Below are 26,620 nucleotides of genomic sequence, written 5' to 3' on the forward strand. Positions count from 1 at the left end.
GAATGGGCGTTGGGGCCTGCGCTTACAGGTATCCCGGGTCGCCGTTGGCGTTGAACCTTGTCAGGGAGCACTCCAGCAGCTCCAGAAAGTGCCGGAGGTCATCGGCCACCTTGTCGAACTCCGGTTCGTCCAGTGACGCCGTCCGCGTCCGGTAAACGGCTCCATCGGGCCCCGCGACGTAGGTCAGGCCGCCGCCGTTCGAGCCGATGACCAGGCCATCGGCCTTTTGGTCCGTGCCGACGTCGACCACGCCGTACTCCTGGAGCCGCAGCAGGACGTCGCCGGCCGGATCGAGGAAGTAGCCGTTGCCGACGTCCGACCAGGTGACATCGCCGATGTTCTCGTAGAAGGTGACCAGGTCAGCTGGTGCAGGGGTGACTTGGGCAAGCATGCGAGCTGCGGCTTGATCGTCGTGGTCGGCCAGCCGGACCTGGTTGGTCCCAGGGGGATAGCCGTGCCGATGCTCGAACTCGCCTGTCACGGCCGTGAGAGTCCCGGAAACTCTGTCTGTCCACGAGGCCAACCAGGCAGATGAAAGCGATCGGTCACTCATGAGGCCGGATCATGGCATGCGCCACGGACATCCATGGAGTGCCTAGCGGTTCCAGCGTCAGCGCAATGCCCTGAGTTGCCGATGGGTGATGAGGCAGCAGGCGAGTTTGAGGAAGGCTTCGTGGATGTCGGCTCGCCGTTCCCAGCGGATGCGCAGGCGTCGGAAGCCGTGCAGCCAGGCGAAACTCCTCTCGACGCCCCGGCGGTAGGTGCCCAGTCCCGTGCCGTGCAGGGTCCCGCGCCGGGCGATCGCTGGCACGATGCCTCGGGCGCGAACCTGGTCGCGGTAGATGTCGTGGTCATACCCGCGGTCAGCGAAGAGCGAGTCCGGCTTCCGGCGAGGATGACCAACCCGACCGCGGACCGGCGGGATCGCGTCGAGTAGGGGCAGGAGCTGGGTGACGTCGTTACGGTTGCCGCCGGTCAGCAGGACCGCGAGCGGGGTGCCGTGTCCGTCGGTGATCAAGTGATGCTTGGAGCCCGCTCGTCCCCGGTCGACCGGCGACGGGCCCGTGTGCTGCCCCCTTTTAGCGCCCTGACGTGCGAGGAGTCGACTACACAGCGGGACCAGTCCAGACGTGCGGCCGCGTTCAGTTCGGCCAGCAGGATCTCGTGCAACCGCTGCCAGACGCCACCTTTGTTCCAGTCCCGCAGCCTGCGCCAGCACGTCATGCCCGACCCGAACCCGAGGTCCTTGGGCAGGTACTCCCACTGGATCCCGGTGTGCAGCACATACAAGATCCCGCACAGCACCGCCCGGTCCGGCAACGGCTTGCGACCGGGATACCGGAACCTGCGCTCACGCCGCGGCAGCAGCGGCTCCAGACGGTCCCAAAGCTCATCCGACACGATCCATGGCGATGTCCCCACACCGGACCGAACGCTCAACTCCCGTCCCGGACACGGCAACCAGGACTGATCCACCTCATTGTGTTAGCCGCTATTAAGGCGAGCGGCGGCCGTGCGGCGGGCCTGCTCCTCCATGGCCAGGCACACGGCCTGACGTCGACGCTCCAGGGTCCGGAACGTGCTGCTGCTCGGATCCGCGATGATCTCCTCAGCAGCCTTCACGGCCCTGGCCAAGGCCGGTGTGAAGCGGGTCGCCGCCAGTGCGGCCGCCTCCTGCTCCTTGCGCTCAGCCTCGCGCCGCTGCTTCTGGAGACCGGGCCAGGCGGGGAACTCCTCATGCCCCATACGCTGTCCGCGCGTACGCAGATGCGCCTTCTCGGACTTGGTCAGGCGCGAGTCCCAACTGCCGTGTGCGGTGAAGCTGTAGGCGCTGCAACCGACGGTCCCCCACCCCCCGAATCCGTGACGGCCATGGGCCCAACGGTCGTTGACGAAGGTGATCGGCTCACCACAGTGCCGGCACAGCTCTTCCGACACTTCACGTCCCATGGTCACGATGCCCCCAACTGACTGGGCGGTTCCCCCTCCGGAACCGTGTGAACTGCTCAATCCTGTCACTCTCCAAGATGCCTGGGAGGCCGAAGTCTCGGCAGAGGCTGACGCAGGACCATTGCGCGGTCAGGCGTCTGCGGATCTTCCGTCTCCTTGGGACGCGTCCCGGCCCCGTTGACCGCCTCCCCCGGCCCCTGAACCAACCTCTGGCACGCTGGCCTTCGCACCTTTCGATAGTCACCAGCCCGATTGAACTGGCCGTGCCGCGGCATGGTCGTCGTCGCCCACGTGACAGGCGTGGCCCCAGCCAATGCTGTAGACCGTAGCTCGGCATCACTGCGTTGCTCATGGCCGGCTCGGCACATCAGCGACGGATGATGGCCTGGTCAAGCGCCTGTTTTTTCTCTGTCCTCAGCCGGGTCAGTGGCTGCCAAGGCGAAGGTCCACGGCGAGTCAGGGCACCATCACCCGCAGCTGTGGAGTGGTGGGGAACATCCCGATCAGGATCGATCGGGCCACCAGGCCTGGTGCGACCCGTACGGGCGGCGCTGAGTCAGCACACGGAAGCTGCACCGCGTCGGCCTGTAGTGCGTACGTTGTTGTGGACCGGAACGGTTGTGCTGGTCACCTTGCCTCGGTTGCCGGCTACCCGTGGCGGCATATGCGCCTTCGTCATCTCGCGGGCACAGGCGTGGTCACCCTCGCCGACGGGCGTCAGGTGCCGGTCGTCGCTGCCCTGGTACTCAGACTCGATCCCGAGACGTTGCCGGACTACACCTACGACCGCCATTCCACCTGGGTGGGGAGCACCGACACCGACGCCGATCTCTGGGATGCCGCACCCGGCCTGCCGAGTCTCCCCGATGGCCGGGCCGGCACCTTCATGGCCACGAGCGGGCCTCCCGATCCGGTCGGCGTCTCCGGCACCGGCCCGGCCCCCTTCAGGCCGTCGCGGAGCACCGACACCGGCTGGGAGGCACCCGAACTCGCCGTCGACACCGCACCGTTGCAGACAGAGGTAGACGATGCGCAGCGTGTCGACGCCGAACGGGAACGGGCACAGCGACGGGGAATGACGGCCGAACAGCTTCAGGCCCGCTACCGAGTCCGCTGGATTCCCGAACTGACAGCCTCCGCCGGCTGTGGGACGAGATCCCCGTCCGCTGCGGCTAGGAGCCGCACCTGCGACCAGGGCAGAAGTCTCCACGCAGCCTGCCTGGCTGTTTCGCCCGAGCAGGGGCGCACCGCTGGTCCAGCACACACGGCACGAAGCCTGCATGAGCACCTGCAGACAATCGACAGAAAGGGCCTACGGCGTGGGAATGAGCAGCAGCCCTCAGGGGCTCCGGTTCGGCCGGAGCACAACGTGTGATGCGCGGGTACGGCCGTCAGCGGGCGAACGTCACCGTGATCAGCTCATTCGGGCAGCGGTTCAGCGTGCCGGTGAGCGCAGTGTTTTCGGCAGGATCGACAGCCACCCGGTAGCGGATCTTGTCAGCCGCCCAGTCGGTGCGGTGGTCGCCGCCTCCACCGTTGCACGGCCGATCAGCCCGAATGGGAGGACGCGCCGCGGCCTCCACGCGCAGCATCCATCATGTGGCGTCTGCGGCCGACGATGTGTTGCGGACCGGGCGCCGGGCGGAGCGCATGCACGCGCATCATGCCCTGGTCCACGGCCTGTTGAACGAGGCGATGAGCCTGCGCGAGGGGATGGGCCGGCGCCATCGCCCGGCATCTGGGCTAAGGTCGCCATACCGTCCAGCGGCATGCCCGCGCGGCCCGCCGGCAGGACGCCGTCACCGCCCGCCGGTACTCGGCCCAGCCGCCTCTCTGCATCCACCGCCCCTGCCTGCAGCGACGCATCGGTGAGAGCGACGGCGCCATCTCCATCAAGAAACTGCGCGAGGAACTCGCCGACCAGGGCCGGTCGGTGCCCGACAGCAGTCTCCGTGACCGGGCCCGCACTCCTCTGCAGTGGCCCACTGACTCTGCCGGCCTCTGGCGCCGCCGGACGTCCGCCAGGTGACCGGCCGGCTCAGCCCTCGCCCCTCCACGCTCACCGCGGACGACCACCAGCAGCTCCAGGCAGTGCTCGACGCCTGTCCCGAACAGACCACCGCGCACCGGCTGGTGCGCGATGCCGGCGGCATGCCCACCCAGCAGACCGGCGTCCTGCTGCCCTCCTGGATCGAGGACGACGCCGCCTCGGACCTGCCAGGACTGACTGGCTTCGTCCGCGGCCTCACCAGCGACCTCGACGCCGTCACCGCCCGGGCCCACGCCGAGCTGGAGCCCGGGCGGCACCGAGGGCGCTGTGAACCGCATCAAAAAAGATCAAGAGGCGGTTGTACGGCCGGCCGCATTCGCCCCGTTACGGAAGACGATCCTGCTCGCGTGACCCGCCGCTCCGGCTCCTGCGCCATAGCAGTTGAGCATTGTCACCGGAGGCTGGTCGCCAGTAGGTTCGAGCCGCCGATGTTCGAGCGGGCGGGGAATACGGGGCTTGGGGTGGCACTGCTGGACGTACTGGTGACAACGGCCGCCGGGGCGCTGTCCGCCACGATCGGGGTCCTGGTCGGGGGCATCGTCACGCACCGGGCCCAGGACCGTCAGTGGCTGCGGGACAAGCAGTTGATCGCCTACCAGGAACTGATCAGCCACTACGCCAAATTCACCATGACCATCAGCCGCGCCCATGCCGGCCGGCAAGGATGGGACTACGACTGGAGCGAGTGGAGCGCGACCCTGACCCGTGCCAGCCTGGTCGCCCCCGCGGCGGTCGCGGTGGAGATCGACAACTTTGGCAAGGCCATCAACGAGTTCCTCAACCAGGTGGCGCGTGACCCGGCACGCGACCCGGCACGTGATCCGTTGAGCCAGGAGGAGTTCGCGCAGGCCAGCAGGGCGCCTGCTCACGCGCAGGTGCAGCTGGTCAACGCCATACGACGCTCACTGAGCAAAGATCAAAAGGCACTGCCCTTCTGGATCGGCGGATCTCTCGCGCACAGTCCCGACGCGACCTGACGGACGTGGCGGCCACCGAAAAGCTCATCCGTCGGCCACGACTGCACGGCCCATCCCGGCGCCCATCAAAGAATCGAACACGTCCTTCATCGACCGTGACAGCCCGTGATCGCTGCCAGAGCCCACGGACGCCGCCCCAGCCACGGTGGGGGCCCTCGCGCTGTACGCCTCGCAGAGCTTGAAGACCTTCCCGGTCGGCCGATTGGCCTTCAGCCGGCCGCGCGGCCTCATCAACTGCCGGTGCCGCGGCAGCCTGTGCGGCACCTGCACATCCAGCGTCCTGTGGCCACACACGACCACGACACCCGCGGGAATCAGGATCTGCCCCGCAGACCCACGCCGAAGCGGCCTGTGCAGGACTCCTGCGGCACGAGCCGCGGCGCGCGCCAGGAACACCGACCCGCGAAATAGCGGGCATGCAGCGATAAAACGACCCATTCCCGTGACCCCGTTCCCGTCTTGATCAGACCCCTTTCAGGCGACCACTGCGAAGCGCCGCGGCTCTGGACGGATATGTGCGCCGCCGACCGACCAGCCGGGCCGCTCACGGATCCGTGATGGCCCAGGCCACCCGCCTCTGCCCCAGGAGGCTGGAAGCTCGTCGCGTGGCAGGCATGCAACAGGTGGCGGGAAGGCCGGCTTGTCCGACCGCGGCAGCACCGTCAGCGGCCGGCTCTTCGCCCACGGGCGACACGTCGGCCGCGGCCACACGGCCCCTACGGGAAGCCCGGGTCACAGCGAGCGAGGCGCCAGCCGGTGAGAGCGGCGAGCCAGAGCCAGAGCGAGAGCCGGCAGCCAGACCCTGCAGCCGTACGGAAACGGTCATGCCAGCCGAGGCGCGCCTGCACTCGCATCTGCCTCACCGCCCACCAGCCCCGTAGGAACATCTGTTCCTAACCGGTGTACATTTGTTCTTATGGAGAGGACCAGACTTACCGGAAGGGCAGCCCCCGAGCCGCAGACCGGGACCGGCGGCCCCCGGGCGGGTGAGGGAAGGCGGGTTCGCCGGCATGACCCGGAGCGCCGGACGCGCATCCTGGACGCTGCCCTCGATGTGCTCGACACGGACGGGGCCGGCGGCCTCACGCACCGGAAGGTCGCCGCGCGTGCGGACGTGCCGTTGGGGTCGGTCACCTACCACTTCTCGAGCCTGGCCGAGCTCCAGGCGCAGGCCTTCGCCTGGTACGTAGCACAGCGGACTGCGGAGTTCGAGGACCTGTTCACGCAGGTGGCCACAGACGAGGACCTCATCGAGGTCCTGGTGGACCTCGTGCAGGGCGGACCCTCGCGGCGCCGCAGTGCCGTGCTGGGCTTCGAGCTGCATCTTGCGGCCCTGCGCAACCCCGCCCTGCGCGCACTGACCCAGCAGTGGACCACGGACAGCCGCGCCGTCCTGGCCCGCTTCACCGGGCCCGAGACCGCCGGCCGCCTGGACGCCCTGCTGGAAGGGCTGATCATGCACGCCCTCCTCGCGACGGAACCAGAGCCTCGTCAGAAGACGCGGGCGGCGATCGTGCAGGCACTCGCCCCGGTCACCGGACGGGGAGAGTGACCACGGCCGCGGCCCCCGCCCCGCGGCGGCCCGAGACCCAAGCTGCCATGAGGCCGACGCACGCGGTCCTCGCCGCCACGGGCCCGGCCGGCGCGGCGAGGGCCTCCCGGCCGCCGCAGATCCGTGGTTCATGGACGGGTCCGGATCCGGCCCCGCCCGAGCTTGTGCTCCTTATGACCGCCGTCGGCGGAGTCACGGTGTTGCCGACGGCCGGAGCGGCCGTCACCGTGTCGGGCCGCGCCAGGCCGTCACTGCGACGGCCGCCCTGGCAGGTACCGGGCCCGGCGCCGCGGCCCACGGCCACACCCTGTTGGCGCCGGTGCTGGTGGCCGGGCTCATGTTCCTGGGCACGGCCACGGGGTTCCGGGACGTCGCGGTGACCGTGCCCGCCGCGGCCCCTGGAACGGCGGCACGGCCGGCCGACCATGCCCCGCTTCTTTGCCGCGTTCAGTCCGGGCACCGCTGCCGGGCCGACCCCGGGACGCTGATGACTGCCTGGCAGACCCCCGTGAGTGTGCACACCGGCGGGGGCACCCTGCTCATCGCCCTCGTGACGCCTGCGCCCGCCCGGGACTTCCTGCCGAAGCCCGCCGTACCCCACCGGGCCGGTGCGCGGTGCAGACGGACCGCCCCGCACCGAGACCCTGGCGCGCGCGGCGCACGGTCCTCACCGGCCTTCTCGCGCTGGCCTACGCGACGGCGCACGGGGGGGGCGGGAAGCAACTGGATCAGCCTCACCCTCATCGACCGGCACCACGCCACGGCCACCGCCGCAGCCTCGGCCTACGACGCCTTCCTCGCGGCGGTCACTTGGGGCCGCCTGCCCGGACCGGCGGTCGTCGACCGGCTGCCCGGCCCGGCGCCCTGCGTGCAGCTGCCGCCACCGTCACCGGTGTCGTCCTGTCCGCACCCGGACCGAACACCCGGACAGCACCGGCCGGCGTCCTGCTGCGGGAAACAAGCGCCGCGCTCGGCCTCCCCGTCACATTGAGCGCCGGTGCCGATGAACCCGCCCGGACCGCCGGCCGGGCCGCTGTCATCACCTCCACCGGACACTGCGGGTCGGCCGACAGCCCCCTGCGATCGGACTCCTCGCCGCTCGCACCACTGCCGCCCACAGCCTGCTCGCCCCCGCAGGGGTCACGGCAGCGTCCATGCCACTCCCCGGCGCCGCCACCCTCCCGGCACATACCCACGCACCGGCGCGAACCGCCACCCCCGCCCCGCCGAAACCCTGGCCCCTGATCCGTGAGCCCTGAACTCTGAGCTCCGATCCGTGATCCCTGACCACACCAAGGAGCACCGCGTGCCGAACAAGCCACCCATGATCCACGTCAGTGACGCCGAACTGATCGACCTGCGCGACCGGCTGAGGCGCACCCGGTGGGCCGAACCCTGGCCGGTGAACGGATGGGACGCCGGAACCGACCCCGCCGAACTGCGCCGCCTCACCGCCTACTGGGCCGACGGCTACGACTGGCGCGCCCACGAAGCCGCAATCAACGCCCTGCCCTCCCACCTCGCCGACCTCGACGGAACACCCCTGCACTACCTCCGCTTCGACGGCGAACACCCCGACGCGCTGCCGATCCTGCTGACCCACGGCTGGCCCAGCTCCTTCCTCGAACTCACCGGCCTCGCCCAGCGGCTGGCCCCCCCCAGCCGGTACGGAGGAGCAGCCCAGGACGCGTTCACCGCCGTCGTGCCCTCACTCCCCGGATTCGCCTTCTCACCCCAGCGGCCCGCCCTCAGCACCGGGGAGCAGACCCACCACCTCCTCCACCGGCTCATGCACGACGAACTCGGCTTCGAGCGCTACGCCGCACACGGCGGCGACCTGGGCGCCGGCATCACCTCCCGGCTGGCCGAGGCCCACCCCGAGTCGCTCGTCGGCATCCACCTGCTGGCCGTGGCAGCCCCGGCCCACTACGACCCCGCCACCCTCACCCCCCAGGAGCAGGCCCACCTCGAAGCCGTGGCGGCCTGGCAGACCCAGGAGGGCGGATACCAGCACCAGCAGAGCACCCGCCCCCTCACCCTCGGCCAGGGCCTGGCCGACTCCCCCACCGGCCTGCTGGCCTGGCTGCTCGAGAAATACCGCGCGTGGAGCGACTGCGGCGGCGACCTGTCCACCCGCTTCAGCGACGACTTCCTCCTCACCCAGGCCTCCCTCTACTGGTTCACCGGCACCATCTCCACCTCCTTCCGGCCCTACTACGAACACGCCCACGGCCTGACCCCCCGCGTACAACGGGTAAACGTCCCCACAGCCGTCGCCCTCTTCCCCGCCGACCTGAGCCGACCGCCCCGCAGCTGGGCCGAGCGCACCTACACCATCACCCGCTACACACACTTGCCCCGCGGCGGCCACTTCGCCGCCCATGAAGTACCCGACCTGCTGGCACACGACATCACCGACTTCTTCCGCCCCCACCGCCCCACCAGGTCGACAGCATCCCGACCCCCGCCTGAACCAGACCCTCCTGCACAGGCAAAAAACACCCGCAAAAACCAGTACATGCAAGCCGCCCCGTGACCTCGCACGAGGCGTCGAGCGGTCAGGCCACACGCCCCAGTGAGCGGCGAAAAACAGCCCGCGACACGTCCCCCACGCCACGAGAAATGCACGACCTCGCCGACGAGACAGCCATTCCCCATCACGTGCCCACAAGCGACGTCCGCCTCAAGGCACGCCCCTACAGACCCAGCACCCCCACCCTGCCACTCTCGGCCGATCCCGAGAGGTGCCGCGACGAGTGAGTCATGCACAGCCAGGAGTACGGAGCCAGCACGAGCAGAGGAGGTGGTGCGCCAGCATCCAGGTGAAGACGACCGCGAGGATGGTCGCCGCGCCGGGAAGTCGCAGCACATGAGGTAGTGACGCATACGTCTGCACGCCGTCCCGCGGAGTCGGGGACGAGGGCTCCGGCCTCTGCCGTCACGAGCGCAGCCAGCAGTCGTTCATCGCCGCGAGGACGACCGCCAGCCGACCGCGCCGCCGAGCCAGGAGCCCGGGGCCGTACCAACGAAAAGAGCAACCGCGGCCTCAACCATGGCGACGGCCAGTGCCCGCCCTTCGTGCTCGGGTACCGAAGGACAGTCGTCGGAGATGGGCAGGGTCGAAGCACCGGGACCAACCGGGCAGGAACATCGGCCGTTCGGCCCGCCCGGCCTCGGGTTGAACTCGATCGTGCCGTGGACGCCGCACTACCTCGCAGCCGCCGTCGGACGACTCCGCGCCGAGGGCCAGGAGATCCGTTACGAGGGTGTCGCCCGGCTCCCCGCTCACGTACCGGCCGCTGCTCCCGGTTAGCGGCGCCTTGCACCCGCCGCGCGCCCCGGACCCGGCGGATCCGGACCAGGACGACGGTGAACAGGGCTGAGATTCACAAGCCGACCCGGGCGCTGATCAGCCTGCGCGCCACCGCCTTCGTCAGCCGTTTCGGGGCGGCCGCGGTCCGCTCCCCTTGCCGAGCGCGGCCGAGTCCGCTGGTCCGCCCGGCGTGACGAATCCAGCTATCGGACCGCGGGCGGGTGTTCCTCCTCGGCGTCGCTGCTCCTTGCGGCAGGCAGGATCGCGCTCGCCACAACATCGAAGAGGTGATCGGCACGCGGTGCGAGCGAGGGTTGATCGCCGAGCCACGCGAGGGCCGCTACCAGCGCGAACAGATCGGTGCCATCGATGTCGCGCCGGGCCGTGCCGGCGGCCTGGGCACGGCTGAGGAGCCGTGCACCGGCTGCGCGCAGGGTGACGCACGAAGCGTGGAGTGCGGATTCGGGATCCTCGATGGCGGCTGCCATCAGCACGGTCACGCCCTGATACTCGGTGGTCCACGCGACGCAGTCGCGCAGCCAGGAGACGAGAGCCTCGTCGGGCGAGCTCGACGTCTCAAGGGCTGCGGCCTTCGCCGTCAGCTCGTCGAAGCTGGTGCGCAGCAGGGCTTCGAGCAGTGCCTCGCGCGTGGGGAAGTGCCGTAGCAGCGTCGCGAGCCCTACGCCAGCCCTGCGTGCGATGTCGCGCAGCGAGGCGTCGACGCCCTGCTCGGTGATGACGGTGCCCGCGACGGCGAGCAAGTGGTCATGGTTCTTCCTGGCGTCGGCCCGCATCTGCCCCTCTTGACTACCCGGACCATTTGACTATCCGGATCAGCGATCCATATATTCGGACCAGTGATCCGGATACCCGGATCGCTGATCCGAATAAGCGTATCCCGCGACGCGGGCAGGAGAAAACGATGCCGACACACACCATGAGGGCGATCCGGCTGCACGAGTTCGGCGGACCCGAGGTGCTGCGCTACGAAGAAGCGCCGATTCCCCAGCCGGGACCGGGCGAGGTGCTTGTCCGCGTACACGCGGCCGGCGTCAACCCCCCTGACTGGTACGCACGCGAGGGAATGCCCGACGTGCCTCCCGAACTCAAGCCGCCGTTCGAGCTGCCCCTGATCCCGGGGACCGACGTCTCGGGCGTCGTGGCAGACGTAGCCGCCGACGTACCCGGCTTCACGGCCGGAGAAGAGGTGTTCGGTCTGCTGCGTTTCCCCACCACTCTGCAGGGCAGCGCCTACGCCCAGTACGTCACCGCGCCCGCCTCCGACCTCGCACGCAAGCCCGCTGCCCTCGACCACGTGCACGCCGCCGGCCTGCCCATGGCGGGACTGACGGCGTGGCAGTTCCTGATCGAGCTCGGGCACGACCACCCCTCGCCCTTCCAGGCGGCCCCGCACCGCCCGATGCCCCTGGACGCCGACACCACGGTGCTCATCAACGGCGCCGCCGGCGGCGTGGGCCACCTCGCCCTCCAGCTGGCCAAGTGGAAGGGGGCCCGCGTCATCGCCGTGGCCTCCGGCGCCCATGAGAGGTTCCTGCGCGCACTCGGCGCCGACGAGTTCATCGACTACACCAAGGAGCGGCCGGAAGAAGCCGTCCGTGACATCGATCTCGTCCTGGACACCGTCGGTGGTCCCCGCAGCAGGCGCTTCCTGCGCACCCTCAAGCGCGGCGGAGCTCTCTACCCGGTGTACTTCGGAGACTTCGACGACGAGGAGAACGCGAAACTGGGCGTCACCGTCACCGCGACCCAGGTCCGCTCCAACGGCGCGCAGCTCGCCGAACTGGGACACCTGCTCGACGCGGGCACGGTCCGCGTCGCGATAGACAGCACGTTCGACCTCGCCGACGCCCGGGCTGCGCACGAACGCGCCGCCCGAGGACACATCCAGGGCAAGATCGTGCTCACGGTCGCTCAGGAACCAGCCGTTTCATAGGCGCCTGCGGTGCCCGTTCCCGGGGCGCCGGCGGCCATCGAGAAGCCGATGCGGAGACCTTCGGGCGCGTCTGCCGACCAGGGGGCGGCGATCCTCGCAGACGCCGGCCGAGCGGTCGTTGGAACCCGACGGCGCGCCGCGTCCATCACCGGCCAGCACTCCCCGCCGTCGCCGACGGCAGCTTCGCAGCCTGTCGCGACCAGGGACATGTCGGATCACCGCTGTTTCATCGGGCGCCACCAGGGCGCGGGTGTCACGGCTCGGACGGTAGGAAGCGGCGCTGACACGGCGTCACCCGCAGGAAGGAGCCGGAGGGCTCCGCGGGCGTGGGATTCACCCGCAAGAGGGGCGGTGCGGCGTCTTTGGTGACAGGGACGTCAGGGTGAACACGGTGGTGGAAACCGGCTGGGTCACGCGGCCCCTCACAGCCTCACCGGACGTGCCGTTCACGATCCAGGCCGAACGACGAATCGCTCGGACAGTCTGCGGTCAGTCGGTCCCAGCCATTCGTCGTTCCTGCTACTCGTTGCGTGCCGTTTCGGGTCCTGTAATGCGCCTGAGCAGCGGCATCGTGGACGCGATCACTGTCAGCGAGGCGACGAGCCCGGCGAGCACGATCGCGTAGTACTGGATCCCCGGCGCTCGGATTGAGTAGCTGAACTGTGCCTGTACGAACAGCTGGGCAGCCAGGAAGCCCATCCCGATTGCCACCACGGCGACCACCAGGAGCGGGACCGCGCTCTCCAGAAGCACCACCCGCCGCAGCACCCCGAGCTGTGTGCCGGTCAGCCGCAGCAGGCTGAAGGGGCGCTTGCGGTCGCGGAGGCCCCCGGCCACGCTCACCGCCAGGCTGCAGCCGGCGATGGGGAAGCTGACCAGGATGACCACGTTGGCCAGTTGTTGGTATCCGGCGAGCTGTGCGCCACTTTGGGCATGGTCCTCGCGGACGGTCCATGGGAGGTCCTGGTCGGGATACGTGTACGCGAGGATGGTGCGCGCGCGTTCGATCGCCGACGTCGACCCGTTGGTAGCCACGACGATCTCCTGGACGGGAAGGCGTGCGAGGCGCTGGGCGGAGATGTCGGCGGCGGGCCATGCCGTGGGCCAGTGCTGCCAGTAGTACGTGCCGAAGCTGCCGTAGTTCTGGGTGACCGACGCCGATTGGGCTGCGGAGGCGCATGCGCTGTGGGCCGGCATCTTCGCGAGCTCCGTGCACGAGGCCAGGCCGGCCACCGGCGGTGTCCCGCTGCCTTGTGGGCCGTGATAGGCCGGGTCCGTGGTGCCGAGCGGGTTCGTGTGGATCATCAGCACTCCTGTGACGCCCGGTACGGAGTTCAGGTCGCCGAGCGCAGCTTTCGAGAGCGGGGGCACGCTGCCGATCTGACGCCCGGTAGTGGGGTTGAAGCCTTCGGTGTAGTTGGCGTCCAGGGCGCCGGCGACCGCCCGGCCGGCCTGCGGGATGCTCCGCTCGGCGTTGAGTGAGCCGATGATCCCGACGGCTGCGCTGGTGACGCACAGGGCGAGGACCAGCCCGCTGACCGCGCGGAAACCGGCCTTCGGGTCGTCCGCGAGCCGCCGGCCCGCGACGAGCAGCGCGGGGCGGCCGGTCTGCCGGGCCAGGAGGCGGGCTCCGGTCATGGTCAGCCAGGGGCCGGCGATGACGAGTCCGGTCAGGACCAGCAGGATTCCCGGGACGAAGACCCAGATCTGGCCGTTGGTGCTTCTGGGCACCCGGCCGATGGTGTACGAGAGTTCGGCGATGCCGGCGGCCAAGGGGATCAGCCGGTAGGCCCGCGGCGGGCGTGGCGTGACGCGCCGGGTGACCCCGAGCGGGGAGACCTGCACGCGGCGCAAGGCGATCCGGGCCGCGACGGCGGCCCCCACCGGGACAGCGGCGGAGACAAGCAGAATGTCGCCGGTCCGGAGCGTGAGGTCGTCGGCGAAGTACGGCGTACTTGTGAGGTTGACCAAGGCCAGCTGCGTACGAAACAGGTAGAAGAGGCCGAAGCCGACGGCCGTGCCGATGACCGCGGCGACCGTCGATTCGACGGCCGAGAGCATTGAGATCTGCCGTGGTGTGGCGCCCACCAGGCGCATCGCGGCGAAGCGCTGCTCACGGCGGGCGGCCGCCAGCCGCGTGGCCGTGCCGATGAGCATGAGGACGGGGAAGATCAGGGCGGTGCCCGCGACGGAGAGGATGAGCTTGATGCCTCTGCTGTCGATGCCCACCCTGACCGTGCAGTTGGTGCCGTTGCAGCTGCTGGGCGTCGCGGTGGTGATCGAGGTGACCTGGGTGGCGTCGTGCTGCTTCGCGAGCTGGTCGGGGCGGTGGCCGATGACGATGAGCAGGGAGTCGGGGCCCGGAAGTGCTGCCTTGCCGACCGTGCCGACCTGGCGTCCGGGGTAGCGGTCGGCGAGTTCGGCGGCCGGGGTGGAATGCAGGAGCTTGTCCAGCGCCGGTGAGGCGTAGAACTCGCCCGGTCCCGGAAGGCGTGAAAGGCCCGGTGGAACCGGGGAGCTCGGGCCGGTCGCGGCGACGTCGACACGGCCGATGATCTCGCCGTCGAAGTGGTCCGCCCTGAGCAGCCACCACAGCGGGTCGGTGTCTGCCTTCGCCGCGGACTGGCTCGATGTCCTCGTGCCGGACCCGGTGTTGAGCCAGGCGTTCCGGCTGTTCTGGGTGGCGGTGGCGTTGATGGCCGCCAGGATGCTCAGCAGCAATCCGACGCCGAGGGCGACGGCGGCCACGATGATGGCGAGACGGGCGGCAGCCTCCCTGCCGCCGCTCACGGTGAGGCGCAGGCCGAGGCGGATCACGAGGTGAGCCGTTCGACGAAGAGCGGCGTTACCTTGCCGTCGCGGACGATGACTTCGCGCTTCGCGAAGGCGGCCACCCGCGGCTCGTGGGTGACGAGGACGACGGTGGTGCCCTCCTCCCGTGCGGAGGCCACCAGCAAATCCATCACGTGCTCGCCGGTGAGCGAATCGAGCGATCCGGTCGGCTCGTCGGCGAACAGCACCTTGGGCCGGGAGACCAGGGCGCGGGCCAGGGCGACACGCTGTGCCTGTCCGCCGGAGAGTTCGCCGGACCGGCGCCCCTCGAGGCCGTCCAGGCCGAGCCGTCCGAACCACGATCGGGCCTCGGCCAGCGCGCTCGCCCTGCGGGACTTGGCGAGCAGCAGCGGCAGGGCGACGTTCTCCTCGGCGGTCAGCTCGGGGACGAGCTGACCGAACTGGAAGACGAAGCCGAACCGGTCCCGGCGCAGCGCGCTGCGCTCGGGCTCGCCCTGGGTGTCGAGGCGGCGGCCGTCGAACCAGATCTCACCGGAGTCGGGCACGAGGATCCCGGCCAGGCAGTGCAGCAGTGTGGACTTGCCGGAGCCGCTCGGGCCGGTGACGGCGAGGATCTCGCCGGCACGGGCGCAGAGGTTCGCACCCTGCAGCGCGGGCGTCTGCCCGAACGACAGGACAGCATCCCGCGCTTCCACCAGGAAGCCGTCGTCCGAACTCATGAGCGCACCTCCGCCGTCAGAGAGGCGAGCCGTGCCACGGTCTGGTCCATCCACCGCAGATCGGCCTCCAGGTGGAATACGCCGTGATCGGCGAGCAGCGAGTCGATCGTGCTGCCGGTCCGGCGCAGTTCGGTCAGCTCCCTCATCCGTTCCATGTGGGCGGCGCGCTGGATGTCGAGGTACACGCGGGGGTCGCGATCCAGCAGTACCGCCAGTACGACCTTGGTGAACAGCACCGTCTGCAGGTGGGGCTCGCCCTCGACCGGCTCGGTCAGCCAGCTCTCGACCTGCGTGACTCCGAGCTCGGTGATCACGTAGCGCTTGCGGTCCGGCCCCGACCCGGGCCCGGTCTCGCCGACCTCGACCTTCCCGTCACGGGCGAGGCGCCCCAGGGTCGAGTAGACCTGCCCGGCCGGCAGCGGTTTACCCCGGCCGAAATAGGTGTCGTAGTCGCGCTTGAGGTCGTAGCCGTGGCTCGACTCCCGTTCAAGGAGCCCGAGGAGCGCCAAAGGAACAGTCATACCTCAGTATCTACACTCAGTATCTAGCCGGCGTCAACGGACAGCTTGACCCGACACCAGACCATCCGGCGTCGGCGACGGTGGAGCGGCCGGTCGCGGGCCGGTGCGCCCGTCACGCCACGCGCGCTCAGCCCAGCCAGCGCACTCGGGAAAGCCGCCTTCGCGACCGCGCCCTGCCCTTCACCTGACGACCGAGCAAAGCGAGGCCTGAGATGACGACAACTTCGGCATTCGGCTGGGGAAGCAGCCGCCTCACCGCAACTCCTGCAGGAAAGGTGGATCTCGACCCAGCAGAGTGGCTCGCCATCCACCAGACGCTGGCACGCTACGCCTTCGCCCTGGACCACGGAGATCTGATGGCGCTGGAGAATCTCCTGACCAAGGACACCGTCTGGACGGCCTCGATCGCCGGTGAGGCCGAGCAGGGCCCGTTCCTGGGACGCGCGGCGATTCTCCGCCTGGTGCGAGACGCGACGAAGACGCAAACCAAGCAGCGGAGGCATCACCTCACCAACGTCGTCTCGCACCGCGCGGGCGCCGACACGGCAGTGGCGTCGGCGTACTTGATGCTGACGTCGAATGCCGGTGGGAGCGCGGCCGTGACGGCGACCGGCTTCTACACGTTCACTCTGCAGCACGCTGAAGGCCAGTGGCGTATCGCGAAGGTGTTCGTCGGTCTGGACAACGCCATATGACGCGCGACTCGCGGGTGCCGGCCGAGGTCCGGGGTGCCCCTTTGCCCCGTCGACGAAGGGCTCACCCGCTGCTGACGCGTCGAGGACTCAGGCCAGGGACCGCAGCATCCGGTCGTGGTCGGTGCCGGGCGGCGGGTAGTAGACGTACAGAATGTGGCCTTCGGGGCCGGTGAGGGCGAAGGTTTCGAAGCTCAGGCGCAGGACGCCGACGCCGTCGACGCGCAGTTGCTTGTCGCCCGTCACGCGCTCGTACACGTCGTGCGAGTCCCACAGAGCCCGGAAGGTCTCGCTGCGTTCACGCATACCGGCGACGAAGTCGTCGAGTTCGCAGCGGCGTGCGGTCGCGGTGATGCGCAGGCCCGCGACGGCCTGCTGGGTGATCTCCTGCCAGTCCGGGTAGATCGCCGGGGCACGGGGGTCGAGGAAGGTGAACTCGATCAGGTTGTGCCCCGGGCCCCAGGCCGGGTTGATCCGGGCGGCGAGCACGGTGCCGGCCAGCACATCGCGGCGGGGGCTGACGACGAACGCGGGCAGATCGCTCCACCGCCGCAGCAGCTGCAGCACTCCCGGCCGCACCGTGGGGGCGGGGAGGGCATGGTGGTCGGCCGGAGCCGGAGCGGGCATGGCGAGGGACCACAGATGGGCCCGCTCGGTGTCGTCCAGGCGAAGCACCTTGGCCAGGGCGTTGAGGATCTCCGGAGAGGGATTGCGGTCCCGGCCCTGTTCGATGCGGGTGTAGTAGGAGGGGCTGAGACCGGCGAGCAGTGCCAGTTCCTCGCGTCTGAGCCCCTTCACCCGCCGGCGTGTGCTGTCGACGACACCGGCCGAGGCTGGATCGACCTTCTCCCGGCGGCTGCGCAGGAAGGAACCGAGTTGGTTGTCATCGCGTGCCATCCGGTGCGATTTTACCCGTCGCCCACGGGCCCCGGTGGCTGCCGCGGCCCACGAGGCTGACCCTGCGAGAGCCACCCTTGAGGGGGCGTGGCACGTGGGCCGGGTTGCTGGTGCCCTGGAGGCATGTCGAACGAAACGAACGCATCGCCGGTATGGCTGGTCACCGGATGCTCCAGCGGTCTGGGCCGGGCCCTGGCCGTGCACGCCCTTGAGCGCGGCGACCGGGTCGCCGTCACCGCCCGCGACCGCGCGGCGGTGACCGGACTCGCCGCCCGGTACGGCGAGCGGGCGCTGGCCCTGCGACTGGATGTCACCGACTCCGCATCGGTGGAGGAGGCCGTCCGGTCGTGCGAGGCGGCCTTCGGGCGCATCGACGTCCTGGTCAACAACGCCGGCTACGGCTACCTGGCCGCCGTCGAAGAGGGCGAGGAGAGCGCGGTGGACGCCCTGTACGACACCAACGTGCACGGCGTGGTGAGGGTTCTGAAGGCGGTGCTGCCCGGTATGCGGGCCCGCCGTCGGGGGCACATCGTCAACATCTCCTCCTTCGGAGGCCTGGCCGCGTTCCCCGCGACCGGCTACTACCACGCCACGAAGTTCGCGCTGGAGGGCCTGTCGGAGTCGCTGGCCGCGGAAGTCGCACCGCTCGGTATCACGGTGACGATCGCGGAGCCCGGCGGCCTGCGCACCCGGTGGGCCGGAACGTCGATGCAGCACTCCGCGCAGCGTCTCGAGGACTACGAGCAGACCGCGGGCAGGCGGCGTGAGGCCACGCTGGCCGTCTCCGGTCGCCAGCCCGGCGACCCGGTGCGCGCCGCAGCGGCCATCGTCGCGAGCGTGGACGCCGAACGACCGCCCCTGCGGCTGCTGCTCGGCTCCGACGCCCTGGCCGGAGCGCGCGCCCGCCTGCGGCGGATGCAGGGCGAGATCGATGCCCACGAGGCACTGACCAGGAGCGCGGACCGGGAGGACGTATGAGCTTCAGGGGTGCGTTCGTCGTCGTCGGCGCCGGGCCCGGTCTTGGCGCGGCGGCGGCCCGCCGGTTCGGAAGCGAGGGACATCCGGTGGGGCTGATCGCGCGCAACGCCGAACGCCTGGACAGGATGTCCGCCGACCTGGCCTCGCACGGCCTGCCAACAGCAACGGAAACCGCCGACGTCACCGACGAGCAGGCACTGACCGCGGCGCTCGGCGCACTTCGTGAGCGGCTCGGGCCCATCGAGGTGGCACTGTTCAGCCCGCGACCGAACCTGACCTGGATCAAGCCCGTCCTCGACACCGAGCCGAAGGACCTGGCGAGCGCGCTCTCCTTGAACGTCGTCGCCGCCGCATCGGCCGTCCGCGCACTCGTGCCGGACATGCGCCGCCAGCGGCGCGGCACCCTGCTGTTCACCACCGGCGGCGCCGCCGTGGAACCACACCGCGACCGCGCGGTGTCGGCCATCGCCTACGCCGCTGAATCGGCCTACGTGCGCATGCTCCACGAGGCGCTCACCGACGACGGCGTCCACGCCGCGCAAGTCACGGTCGTGGGCCCCATCGGACCGGGCGCCAGACACGAACCGGACGAGGTCGCGCGGCACCTGTGGCAACTGCACACCACACGCGACCGACCACTGCTCGTGATGCGCTGACACCGCGTGCCCGGTCGCCCGAGAACCGCCACAACGAACCGTCAAACGCCGAGGCCGCAGCAACCGGGCGTAGCCGAGCGGGCGGAACACTTGAAAGCCCGCAACCGAGGGTCGCATAGCGGGGGTCCGGGTGCGGACGTCATTGTTAGGGTCGCGGGATGGCGAACTGGGACGAAGACGGCGTCCGCGCGCGGATACGGGAGATGGCCGTACGAGACCCGGAGCGGGAGTCTTTCGGAGCGCGCACGCATCGGTACGCGCTGGCGCCGCGGCTGCCGGAGACGGAGATCAGGGCGTTCGAGGATTCCCACGGTATCGCCCTCCCGGTGGAGTACCGGTCCTTCGTGGCGGAGGTGGGCAACGGCCCGGCCGGGCCCGGGCACGGCTTGATGGCGTTGACTGCCCCACGCCCGGAGCCCGACGAGGAGTGGGCTGCCGACGACGAGTGGGAGGAGGACCGGCTGCCGGGCCGCCTCGCCGAGACGTTCCCACTCACCGACTCCCTGCCCGGCCCGATCGGGGCACCCGCCGATCTGACCCGGGGCACGCTCATGCTGGCCGAACAGGGCTGCGGCATCTACACCCGGCTCGTCCTGAACGGCGCACACGCAGGGGAGATCTGGCAGCTCGATCCGGACTGGGGCGGCTTCGTACCGGTGAGCCCCGGCTTCCGATCCTGGTACACCGATTGGCTCGCGAGCCCGTAGACGCGCGTCATGCCAACCGGTGCTGTCCCTACGAGGCATGCAGTGCCGCGACTGCGTTGAGCCCCGACTAGGTTGAGCGCATGACAAGCCTCGATCATCGCCATGCGGCTGGTGTGGCTATAGGAGGCGGCGTTGAGGAAGCTCGGCGTGCAGGTCCCGCTACCCCTTGCGGAACTTGCCTCACCGAGAACGCCGTGGAGGAACTGGCTTCAGTGCCCGCATGAGCGGTGAAGAAACCAGGGAAATCGACCGTGTGTTCTTACATTCGCCGGGCACAAGGAGCGGCGGAGGTTGATAACTATGGTTCCCCTGCTTGTGGTTCTTCTGCTGGCTCTGCTTCTCTTCGGCGCGGGTTTCGCGCTGAAGGCACTGTGGTGGCTGGCCGTCATCGTGCTGGTCGTCTGGCTGCTGGGCTTCGTCATGCGCTCTGCGGACGCGGGCGGGCGCAAGGGCCGCTGGTATCGCTGGTAACCCGCCACGCAGCAGCATGCCTGTGGCTCCGGACGTATCCGGAGCCACAGGCATGTCCCGGATCGGGACCTCTCATTCATGAATGAGGTAAGCGTTTCGTCGTCGGCCTCGTCAGCTTCGGCATGTCCGGTGGGACCACCGCGCTGCTCAGCGGCCAGCAACATCCCGCTCCTGCTGATCGCGACCTCGGGCGGCACAGGCTTCGGCCACGCCCTGGCGCAACGACGAGCAGGGCGCGGCCGGCGCCCTCTCGCGATGTGCCGCAGTTCGTCGGCGCGGTCGGGGTGGCAGGACTGGCAGCCATCGTCACCGCCCGCTCCGCGGCGCCGGCCCCCGACACCACGGCGAAACTCGCAACCCTCGGTGGACTGCAGGCAGCCACACCGACCGCCGGCTTCGTCTGCTGTGTCGGCCTCCTCGTCGCCAACCTGACTCCGTCCAACCCCGTCGCGTCCGACGATGCCGATCATGAAACAGGGTGCTCCTTTTCACCCCACCCCTTGTGGGCGTCGCTCCCGGAGAAACTGGACCGGGACTTCTGATACCCAGGCCGCTGCGCCCCCAGGGCTTGCGCCGCCCGCGGCGAAGTCGTCAGATGTCGGCGACCTGATCAGCACATTTTCGGGAACATCAGTCACCCGCAGGCCCGCCGTCCCGCCCTTGGTCAAGCATCACCTCGCGACGGCGCCGGTCCTCGCGTGCTGGGCGGACCCGGACGGGGTCCGGGTCAGGACTGTGATCCGGACGGTCGACGAACGCGTCAGTCTGGCCGAAGGCCGACCGCCAGCGTCAGTTCCAGGACCCGGTGCGGTGATGCGAGATCCGGAAACAGCTCCCTCAGCTGCGACATCCGGTACCGGACGGTCTGGGGATGGATGAACAGCGCCGCCGCCACCTCATCCCGCCTGCCCTGGTGCAGCAGCCACTCCCGCAACGTCTCCTCCAGCCGCCGCGCGGTCGCGTCGGGCAAGGTCCGCAACGGGGCCAGGGCTCGGGCACGCAGGTCTGCGAACGCGTCCGCGTCGGCGTTCAGCACCAGCTCGGGCAGGTGGTCCTCGGTGTCGCGGATGTCGGCGGAGAGGGAGCGCGCGCGTACGGCTCGCGCGTACGAGGCGGACGCACGGGTCCATGGCCGGGCCGGCCCGACCACGGCGGTGCGGTCGCGCAGCTGCCGCAGGAGATGTGATCGGTCGGCATCGGGGACGAGCAGTACGCCGAAGGCGTCCGGCAGATCGTCGAGGACGAGGGTGCTCGGGTCGAGCGCGCGGCAGGCGGGCCGGGCCTGGGCGGCGGGCAGCAGGACCGCGGTCAGCGAAACCGGCGGCTGCCACCCGGCGCGTTGAGCAGAGTCGAGCAGCACCTCCGGACTCGCGCCGGCGAGAAGGTCGCGGGCCAGGTGTTCCAGGTGGCGCTCCTGGGCCCGGCCCCGGGCGGCCAGTTCGTCGGCGTGGCCCGCGGCGCTCGCGGCGGAGAGCTCGTCGATGTAGGCGAAGGTCAGCTCGGCGAACTTGGCGACCTCGGCTGCGGGCAGACCCGCGGGTACGGCACCCGCCGCCAGGCAGCGCCAGGCCACGCGGGCGCCGACGCGGTAGGCGCTGAGCAGGGCGTCCATGGAACGGCCGTCGCGGACCTCGCCGCGGCCCAGCTCGTACGCCGCGTCACCGGCATCACCGCCTGTGGCGTTCCCGCTCGCGAGGTCCAGGTAGTGCCCCAGGGCGGTGCGGACGGCCCGGCGGATGGTGCCGCCCATGCTGCCCGACAGGGCGTTGGCGTAGGGAGGGACCTCGTCGATGATCGCCTGGACGACCTCGTCGGCGGTGCTCCTCAGCGCGGCCCGCAGTGCGGTGACCGTCCTCTCGTCCAGGGCCAGCTCGCTGGCCCTCTGGATTGCATGACTCATACTTGTTCCCTGCGAACAATTCAGGCGACCAGATTCACATCCTGCGGTCAGGACTTTACGCCCTGAGGCACAGCAAGCTGGAGACATGACGAGTACAGCCCTGCGCAGCAGGGCGTGGAAACTGCTGGAGATGGTCACGACGCCGCTGCTGCCGTCGGACTACCTCGACCTGGTCAGCCCGCTGCGAGCAGGCGCTGACCTGCGTGGGCGCATCGAGGCCGTGCACCCCGAGACGAGTGACGCCGCGACCGTCGTGATCAGACCGGGACGGGGCTGGCGCGGCCACACGGCCGGTCAGTACGTGCGGATCGGGGTCGATGTCGACGGGGTGCGCCTGTGGCGTGCCTACTCCATCACCTCGCCGACGAACCGTCAGGACGGGCGCGTCACGATCACCGTGAAGGCGATCCCGGACGGCAAGGTCAGCAACCACCTGGTCCGCAGGGCGAAGCCGGGCACGCTGATCCAGCTCGACCAGGCGACCGGTGACTTCGTACTGCCGCAGGCCAAGCCCGCCAAGGTGCTCTACCTGACGGCCGGCAGCGGCATCACGCCCGTGATGGGCATGCTGCGCGACACCGAGTTCGCCGACGTCGTCATGGTCCACTGCGCGCCACAGCCGCGAGACGTGATCTTCCGCAGCGAACTGCACGGCCTGGTCGCGGACAAGAAGCTGCGGCTCACCGAGGTGCACACCGACACCGACGGCATGCTGGACATCGCCCGTCTCGACGAACTGGTGCCCGACTGGGCCGAGCGCGAGACCTGGGCCTGCGGGCCCGCGGGCCTGCTCGACGCCGCCGAGAAGCACTGGAGCGAGCACGGAGTCCCGGAGCGCCTGCACACCGAGCGCTTCCGCCCCAGCGTCGTCGTCGCCGGCGACGGCGGCGAGGTCACGTTCAGCACCACCGGCAAGACCGTCGACGCGGACGGCGCCACGCCGTTGCTGGACGTCGGCGAGGAGGCCGGCGTGCTCATGCCCTCCGGGTGCCGCATGGGCATCTGCTTCGGCTGCGTCACCCCGCTCAAGGCGGGCGCCGTACGCGACCTGCGCACCGGCGAGATCACCGAGGCCGAGCCGGGCGTCCTCATCCAGACTTGTGTGTCCGCCGCGGCGGGCCCCTGCAGCATCGAACGGTAGGAGCATTTTGACCGCCATCGACCCCACCGCCCATCTGACCGCGGAGCAGATCGAGGAGCTCGGCCGCGAGCTGGACGCGATCCGCGACGAGGTGATCGCCGGCCGCGGCGAGAAGGACGCCGCCTACATCCGCAAGGTCATCTCGGCGCAGCGCAAGCTCGAACTGGTCAGCAGGGGCGTGCTGTTGTTCTCGCTCTTCCCGCCCGCGTGGCTGATCGGCACCGCCGGTCTGTCCGTGGCGAAGATCATGGACAACATGGAGATCGGCCACAACATCCTGCACGGCCAGTGGGACTGGATGCGGGACCCGAAGATCCACTCCACCACCTGGGAGTGGGACCACGTCTCGCCGGCCGACCAGTGGAAGCACTCGCACAACGAGCTGCACCACGCGTACACCAACGTGATCGGCAAGGACAACGACCTCGGCTACGGCATCATGCGCGTCGACGAGGACCAGAAGTGGCACCCGTTCCACCTGGGCCAGCCGCTGTGGAACTTCCTCAACGCCTGCTTCTTCGAGTACGGCATCGCGGCGTACGACCTGGAACTCGGCAAGAACCTGAACAAGCGCCGCCGCAAGAACCCGGAGTTCCGCGCGCAGGCCAAGGCCGTGGGCCGCAAGATCCGCAAGCAGGTGCTCAAGGACTACGTGATCCACCCGCTGCTGTCGGGCCCGTCGTTCCTCCCCACGCTCGCGGCCACGTTCACCGCGAACCTGGTCCGCAACATCTGGTCCCACTCGGTGATCATGTGCGGTCACTTCCCCGAGGGCGTCCAGGTCTTCGAGCGCCGGTCGATCAAGGGTGAGACGCGCGGCCAGTGGTACCTGCGCCAGATGATGGGCTCGGCGAACATCAGCGGCAGCAAGGCCATGCACTTCATGACCGGCAACCTGTCGCACCAGATCGAGCACCACCTGTTCCCGGACCTGCCGAGCAACCGGTACGCCGAGGTCGCGGTGAAGGTGCGCGCGCTGTTCGAGAAGTACGAGCTGCAGTACGTCACCGGGTCGCTGCCCAAGCAGGTGTTCTCCGCGTGGCACAAGGTCTTCCGGCTCTCGCTGCCGAACAAGAAGCCCAAGGTCACCACGCCGGCCCGCGAGCAGGAGCTCGTCGCGGCCTGATGCGCGACCCCGCCCGGTTCGGTGAGATCCGTTGCGGACGGCGGGCTACCGCTGCGTCAGCCGGACGTACGCTCAAAGCTCAACACCCTGCGCGTTCTGCCTCCTGACGCCTCAGCCGTGGCGCCACCGCTCGATGCGCTTCTCCCAGGTCCGGTCGTCCGTGGTCTCCAGGAAGCCGCGGTGGTTGATGAGCAAGTACACCTCGGCGGCCGATGCATGGGTGGTGTTGAGGATGAGGGGTCGGCCGGCGTTCAGGAGGCCGCCGAGGAAGCGGCCGTAGAGGTGGGTGAAGCGGGCTTCTGCCGCGGTGATGTCCGTACGGGGGAGGGTGAGATCGCCCTGGTCGGACCAGTCGGTGAGGACGAGCAGGTCGGCGTGCAGGATGATCCGGCCGCGGCGCTGGAAGAGCGTTTTCTGGCTGATGCCGGCCGCGATCTTCGCCGCTGCTCGCTTCTCGGTCAACTCGTGGGCGGAGGCGCCGATGTAGTCGGCCTGGGCAAGTGGTGGGCCGATCTCGCTCATGGTTGTCCTCCAAGGGGGCGTGTTCGTACGGTCCCCGAGAGGTGTGCGGATCACGGGCGTCAGGAGTTGCGCGACCAGAAGGCGCAGCGGTGTTCGGCCGCCGCGTCCACGCCGGAGAACGTGTTCCTGGCGAGCAGCTGGGTGTGCGGGAGGGGCGGCCAGTCGTCGCCGGGGGTGCCGGTTCTGGCGAACGTCGTCCATGCGGCGATCATGCGTCGGGAGAGGGCGGACTGCCCGTGGTCGAGGCGGAGATCGCCCATGCCGAACAGGTAGGGCAGTTCCGCGCTGTGGTAGGCGCCCAACGGGAAGTCGGGGCCGAGGTCGGGCGCCGGTGGGTGGCGGTCGGCGAACTCGTAGCTGTAGACCGGAACATGCCTGGCCAGCAGCCGGTCGGCAGCCAGAGTGGGGCACACCCAGCTGCGGTCGGTGCCGACTTGGGCCCAGGCCAGTGCGGGTGTGGCACCGGGCGGGTACACGCGGGCGATACGGGCCGCTTGGCGCCGGCCGTAGGTCTCGGTGAGCAGGCGGCGGTAGTCCGCTGCCGTCATCGGCCCGTCCAGCGTGAACAGGGCGGCGAACAGTCGGTGTTCGTCACGGGTGTTGCCCTGCAGGACGGGCACGCGGTGGACGTTGCCGGCGGCGAAGGCGCGGGCCGGCGACCGGGGCAGGACACTCGTCCCGTAGGCGGGCTGGTGGAAGCGCCCGTTGAGGGACAACACGTCCTTGACGGGCTTGGCACGCAGGCACTTCAGGGTGCGGCAGCCCAGAGCGCCGCGGCCCTTGGCAGCCAGCTGGTCCTGGTGGGCGAAGTAGGTGGCGGCGGGATCGCCGGGCGCGAGCGTGTTCTTGGGCCAGTTCTGCAGGCAGGAGCCGCTTTGGACGACCGCCCGGTGGAAGAGCCCGGCAGCCTTGGGCGAGGTGAGCTGGGCGCACACGCTCGCGCCTCCGGACGACTCCCCCATGAGCGTGACATTGCCGGGGTCGCCGCCGAACGCGGGAGCGTTGTCCCGTACCCAGCGCAGTGCCGCCTGCTGGTCCTGCAGGCCGAAGGCCCCGGAGTCGGGCAGGTCCGGATGGGCGAAGAACCCCAGGGCGCCCAGCCGCGAGTTGACCGTCACGACCATGACATCGCCCTGCCGGGCCATCCGGGTGGCGTCGTACTGATCTCCGGAGCCCGAGCTGAAGGCCCCACCGTGCAGCCAGACCACGACCGGCCGCGGGGCCGCGTGGTCCGCTCCATCAGCGGGCGTGGTGACGTTGAGGTATAAGCAGTCCTCCGCGGAGTCCGCCACCTCGGGCTGCGCGCAGGCCGGTCCGGGCTCGGCCGCCGTTCGCGTGCCGCTCCAGGCGAGTGGCGCGGCCGGGGGCTGCCAGCGCAGCGGGCCGACCGGGGGCGCCGCGTAGGGGATGCCCTGATAGGTGGTGACGCCGTCGACGGTTACCCCCTCCAGGCGGCCCTGGCGGATACGGGCAGCGGGCGACCGGGGCTCGACGTGCTGACCGTGGACATGCTGCCTGTTCGGGCGCTGCCCGGCCGTCGTCGGCGAGGTCTGCGCCGCATCCGCTGTGCCCATCACCGCCACGAGGAGGACCGCGCCCAGTGCGGTGCTGAGAGTGGAGCGTCGCTTCGGCATGGTCGGGTCCTCTCCCCCTCTTGCCGCTGCTGCGTGCAGTCGGCCCATCACTTTTTACAATACGTTC

24 protein-coding genes are annotated in these 26,620 nt (G+C 69.9%); 12 read left to right on the plus strand and 12 right to left on the minus strand.

The genetic code is table 11. The annotated features are described in order from the left end of the window. Nucleotides 1-22: 22 nt before the first annotated feature. The 3 genes from ACFYZ8_RS05775 to ACFYZ8_RS05785 form a co-directional block, all read right to left on the minus strand. Entirely contained in the window at nt 23-481 is a 459-nt protein-coding gene (locus ACFYZ8_RS05775) for an SMI1/KNR4 family protein (protein ID WP_388531978.1), read from the minus strand. Between the two features lie 129 nt (nt 482-610). Further along, nucleotides 611-1,461 (minus strand): IS5 family transposase gene (locus ACFYZ8_RS05780; RefSeq protein ID WP_388532133.1). Its coding sequence is split into 2 segments (ribosomal slippage): nt 611-1,096 and nt 1,099-1,461, totalling 849 coding nucleotides; the frame shifts between segments, so codons are not numbered across the junction. A 24-nt stretch (nt 1,462-1,485) separates the two neighbouring features. After that, nucleotides 1,486-1,950 carry a hypothetical protein gene (locus ACFYZ8_RS05785; RefSeq protein WP_388531976.1) on the minus strand — a complete coding sequence of 155 codons (465 nt, stop codon included), beginning with the start codon at nt 1,948-1,950 and terminating at the stop codon, nt 1,486-1,488. A 694-nt stretch (nt 1,951-2,644) separates the two neighbouring features. Here ACFYZ8_RS05785 and ACFYZ8_RS05790 point away from each other — a divergent pair. Next, nucleotides 2,645-3,325, plus strand: coding sequence for a hypothetical protein (locus ACFYZ8_RS05790; protein ID WP_388531975.1), 681 nt, complete (start codon nt 2,645-2,647; stop codon nt 3,323-3,325). Between the two features lie 16 nt (nt 3,326-3,341). Here ACFYZ8_RS05790 and ACFYZ8_RS05795 read toward each other — a convergent pair whose 3' ends face one another. Continuing rightward, entirely contained in the window at nt 3,342-3,542 is a 201-nt protein-coding gene (locus ACFYZ8_RS05795) for a hypothetical protein (protein WP_388531972.1), read from the minus strand. A gap of 433 nt (nt 3,543-3,975) precedes the next feature. Here ACFYZ8_RS05795 and ACFYZ8_RS05800 point away from each other — a divergent pair, with 433 nt between their 5' ends. From ACFYZ8_RS05800 to ACFYZ8_RS05810, 3 genes are all read left to right on the plus strand, one after another. Continuing rightward, a complete protein-coding gene (locus ACFYZ8_RS05800; protein WP_388531970.1) occupies nt 3,976-4,977 on the plus strand; it encodes a hypothetical protein in 1,002 nt (333 codons plus the stop codon). A 916-nt stretch (nt 4,978-5,893) separates the two neighbouring features. Then, nucleotides 5,894-6,529 carry a TetR/AcrR family transcriptional regulator gene (locus ACFYZ8_RS05805; RefSeq protein WP_388531968.1) on the plus strand — a complete coding sequence of 212 codons (636 nt, stop codon included), beginning with the start codon at nt 5,894-5,896 and terminating at the stop codon, nt 6,527-6,529. Nucleotides 6,530-7,835: 1,306 nt separating this feature from the next. Beyond that, nucleotides 7,836-9,065 carry an epoxide hydrolase family protein gene (locus ACFYZ8_RS05810; RefSeq protein WP_388531967.1) on the plus strand — a complete coding sequence of 410 codons (1,230 nt, stop codon included), beginning with the start codon at nt 7,836-7,838 and terminating at the stop codon, nt 9,063-9,065. 980 nt (nt 9,066-10,045) lie between these two features. On the opposite strand, the gene ACFYZ8_RS05815 is transcribed toward ACFYZ8_RS05810, so the two are convergent. Continuing rightward, a complete protein-coding gene (locus ACFYZ8_RS05815) occupies nt 10,046-10,636 on the minus strand; it encodes a TetR/AcrR family transcriptional regulator (RefSeq protein WP_388531965.1) in 591 nt (196 codons plus the stop codon). A 128-nt stretch (nt 10,637-10,764) separates the two neighbouring features. Between ACFYZ8_RS05815 and ACFYZ8_RS05820 the strand changes: the two genes are divergently transcribed. Beyond that, nucleotides 10,765-11,796, plus strand: a complete 1,032-nt coding sequence (locus ACFYZ8_RS05820; RefSeq protein ID WP_388531963.1) for an NADP-dependent oxidoreductase — start codon at nt 10,765-10,767, stop codon at nt 11,794-11,796. A gap of 519 nt (nt 11,797-12,315) precedes the next feature. On the opposite strand, the gene ACFYZ8_RS05825 is transcribed toward ACFYZ8_RS05820, so the two are convergent. The 3 genes from ACFYZ8_RS05825 to ACFYZ8_RS05835 are packed head-to-tail and all read right to left on the minus strand — an operon-like array spanning nt 12,316 to nt 15,829. Next, nucleotides 12,316-14,613 (minus strand): FtsX-like permease family protein, encoded by a 2,298-nt coding sequence (locus tag ACFYZ8_RS05825; protein ID WP_388531961.1) that lies wholly within the window; start codon nt 14,611-14,613, stop codon nt 12,316-12,318. Further along, nucleotides 14,610-15,308: an ABC transporter ATP-binding protein gene (locus ACFYZ8_RS05830; protein ID WP_359039523.1), complete on the minus strand. Its 699-nt coding sequence runs from the start codon at nt 15,306-15,308 to the stop codon at nt 14,610-14,612. The genes ACFYZ8_RS05825 and ACFYZ8_RS05830 overlap by 4 nt, the downstream gene beginning before the upstream one ends. After that, complete coding sequence (locus ACFYZ8_RS05835) at nt 15,305-15,829, minus strand: PadR family transcriptional regulator (protein WP_388531960.1); 525 nt, start codon at nt 15,827-15,829, stop codon at nt 15,305-15,307. Before ACFYZ8_RS05835 ends, ACFYZ8_RS05830 begins: the two co-directional genes overlap by 4 nt. Before the next feature lie 212 nt (nt 15,830-16,041). On the opposite strand from ACFYZ8_RS05835, the gene ACFYZ8_RS05840 reads away from it, so the two are divergent. Further along, complete coding sequence (locus tag ACFYZ8_RS05840) at nt 16,042-16,524, plus strand: nuclear transport factor 2 family protein (protein ID WP_388531958.1); 483 nt, start codon at nt 16,042-16,044, stop codon at nt 16,522-16,524. Nucleotides 16,525-16,611: 87 nt separating this feature from the next. Here ACFYZ8_RS05840 and ACFYZ8_RS05845 read toward each other — a convergent pair whose 3' ends face one another. Next, nucleotides 16,612-17,418, minus strand: a complete 807-nt coding sequence (locus ACFYZ8_RS05845; protein ID WP_388531956.1) for a helix-turn-helix domain-containing protein — start codon at nt 17,416-17,418, stop codon at nt 16,612-16,614. A gap of 123 nt (nt 17,419-17,541) precedes the next feature. Here ACFYZ8_RS05845 and ACFYZ8_RS05850 point away from each other — a divergent pair, with 123 nt between their 5' ends. The 4 genes from ACFYZ8_RS05850 (at nt 17,542) to ACFYZ8_RS05865 (ending at nt 20,230) form a co-directional block, all read left to right on the plus strand. Further along, nucleotides 17,542-18,396 carry an oxidoreductase gene (locus ACFYZ8_RS05850; RefSeq protein WP_388531954.1) on the plus strand — a complete coding sequence of 285 codons (855 nt, stop codon included), beginning with the start codon at nt 17,542-17,544 and terminating at the stop codon, nt 18,394-18,396. Further along, complete coding sequence (locus ACFYZ8_RS05855; RefSeq protein WP_388531953.1) at nt 18,393-19,052, plus strand: SDR family NAD(P)-dependent oxidoreductase; 660 nt, start codon at nt 18,393-18,395, stop codon at nt 19,050-19,052. Before ACFYZ8_RS05850 ends, ACFYZ8_RS05855 begins: the two co-directional genes overlap by 4 nt. A gap of 158 nt (nt 19,053-19,210) precedes the next feature. Continuing rightward, complete coding sequence (locus tag ACFYZ8_RS05860; RefSeq protein ID WP_388531951.1) at nt 19,211-19,759, plus strand: SMI1/KNR4 family protein; 549 nt, start codon at nt 19,211-19,213, stop codon at nt 19,757-19,759. Nucleotides 19,760-20,059: 300 nt separating this feature from the next. Further along, entirely contained in the window at nt 20,060-20,230 is a 171-nt protein-coding gene (locus tag ACFYZ8_RS05865) for a hypothetical protein (protein ID WP_037706792.1), read from the plus strand. 760 nt (nt 20,231-20,990) lie between these two features. Here ACFYZ8_RS05865 and ACFYZ8_RS05870 read toward each other — a convergent pair. Continuing rightward, nucleotides 20,991-22,130: a helix-turn-helix domain-containing protein gene (locus tag ACFYZ8_RS05870; RefSeq protein ID WP_359038817.1), complete on the minus strand. Its 1,140-nt coding sequence runs from the start codon at nt 22,128-22,130 to the stop codon at nt 20,991-20,993. A gap of 85 nt (nt 22,131-22,215) precedes the next feature. Between ACFYZ8_RS05870 and ACFYZ8_RS05875 the strand changes: the two genes are divergently transcribed. Together ACFYZ8_RS05875 and ACFYZ8_RS05880 are read left to right on the plus strand one after the other, a co-directional pair. Continuing rightward, nucleotides 22,216-23,271, plus strand: coding sequence for a ferredoxin reductase (locus tag ACFYZ8_RS05875; RefSeq protein WP_388531949.1), 1,056 nt, complete (start codon nt 22,216-22,218; stop codon nt 23,269-23,271). 7 nt (nt 23,272-23,278) lie between these two features. After that, the gene (locus ACFYZ8_RS05880) at nt 23,279-24,397 is read left to right on the plus strand and encodes an acyl-CoA desaturase (RefSeq protein WP_359038813.1); all 1,119 of its coding nucleotides are present in this window, start codon (nt 23,279-23,281) and stop codon (nt 24,395-24,397) included. A gap of 111 nt (nt 24,398-24,508) precedes the next feature. Here ACFYZ8_RS05880 and ACFYZ8_RS05885 read toward each other — a convergent pair whose 3' ends face one another. Next, nucleotides 24,509-24,919: a hypothetical protein gene (locus ACFYZ8_RS05885; RefSeq protein WP_388531947.1), complete on the minus strand. Its 411-nt coding sequence runs from the start codon at nt 24,917-24,919 to the stop codon at nt 24,509-24,511. A 59-nt stretch (nt 24,920-24,978) separates the two neighbouring features. Next, nucleotides 24,979-26,553, minus strand: coding sequence for a carboxylesterase/lipase family protein (locus ACFYZ8_RS05890; RefSeq protein WP_388531945.1), 1,575 nt, complete (start codon nt 26,551-26,553; stop codon nt 24,979-24,981). Nucleotides 26,554-26,620: the final 67 nt, after the last annotated feature.

Source organism: Streptomyces sp. NPDC001668 (assembly GCF_042893155.1).
Classification (GTDB): Bacteria; Actinomycetota; Actinomycetes; order Streptomycetales; family Streptomycetaceae; genus Streptomyces.

Bases quoted from the DNA above. Each gene is read 5' to 3' on its own strand.
- ACFYZ8_RS05870 (WP_359038817.1), bottom strand. From the start codon at position 22,130: ATGAGTCATGCAATCCAGAGGGCCAGCGAGCTGGCCCTGGACGAGAGG.
- ACFYZ8_RS05830 (WP_359039523.1), bottom strand. From the start codon at position 15,308: ATGAGTTCGGACGACGGCTTCCTGGTGGAAGCGCGGGATGCTGTCCTG.
- ACFYZ8_RS05835 (WP_388531960.1), bottom strand. From the start codon at position 15,829: ATGACTGTTCCTTTGGCGCTCCTCGGGCTCCTTGAACGGGAGTCGAGC.
- ACFYZ8_RS05860 (WP_388531951.1), top strand. From the start codon at position 19,211: ATGGCGAACTGGGACGAAGACGGCGTCCGCGCGCGGATACGGGAGATG.
- ACFYZ8_RS05845 (WP_388531956.1), bottom strand. From the start codon at position 17,418: ATGGCACGCGATGACAACCAACTCGGTTCCTTCCTGCGCAGCCGCCGG.
- ACFYZ8_RS05890 (WP_388531945.1), bottom strand. From the start codon at position 26,553: ATGCCGAAGCGACGCTCCACTCTCAGCACCGCACTGGGCGCGGTCCTC.
- ACFYZ8_RS05805 (WP_388531968.1), top strand. From the start codon at position 5,894: ATGGAGAGGACCAGACTTACCGGAAGGGCAGCCCCCGAGCCGCAGACC.
- ACFYZ8_RS05840 (WP_388531958.1), top strand. From the start codon at position 16,042: ATGACGACAACTTCGGCATTCGGCTGGGGAAGCAGCCGCCTCACCGCA.
- ACFYZ8_RS05820 (WP_388531963.1), top strand. From the start codon at position 10,765: ATGCCGACACACACCATGAGGGCGATCCGGCTGCACGAGTTCGGCGGA.
- ACFYZ8_RS05795 (WP_388531972.1), bottom strand. From the start codon at position 3,542: ATGCTGCGCGTGGAGGCCGCGGCGCGTCCTCCCATTCGGGCTGATCGG.
- ACFYZ8_RS05885 (WP_388531947.1), bottom strand. From the start codon at position 24,919: ATGAGCGAGATCGGCCCACCACTTGCCCAGGCCGACTACATCGGCGCC.
- ACFYZ8_RS05855 (WP_388531953.1), top strand. From the start codon at position 18,393: ATGAGCTTCAGGGGTGCGTTCGTCGTCGTCGGCGCCGGGCCCGGTCTT.
- ACFYZ8_RS05850 (WP_388531954.1), top strand. From the start codon at position 17,542: ATGTCGAACGAAACGAACGCATCGCCGGTATGGCTGGTCACCGGATGC.
- ACFYZ8_RS05785 (WP_388531976.1), bottom strand. From the start codon at position 1,950: ATGGGACGTGAAGTGTCGGAAGAGCTGTGCCGGCACTGTGGTGAGCCG.
- ACFYZ8_RS05865 (WP_037706792.1), top strand. From the start codon at position 20,060: ATGGTTCCCCTGCTTGTGGTTCTTCTGCTGGCTCTGCTTCTCTTCGGC.
- ACFYZ8_RS05875 (WP_388531949.1), top strand. From the start codon at position 22,216: ATGACGAGTACAGCCCTGCGCAGCAGGGCGTGGAAACTGCTGGAGATG.
- ACFYZ8_RS05815 (WP_388531965.1), bottom strand. From the start codon at position 10,636: ATGCGGGCCGACGCCAGGAAGAACCATGACCACTTGCTCGCCGTCGCG.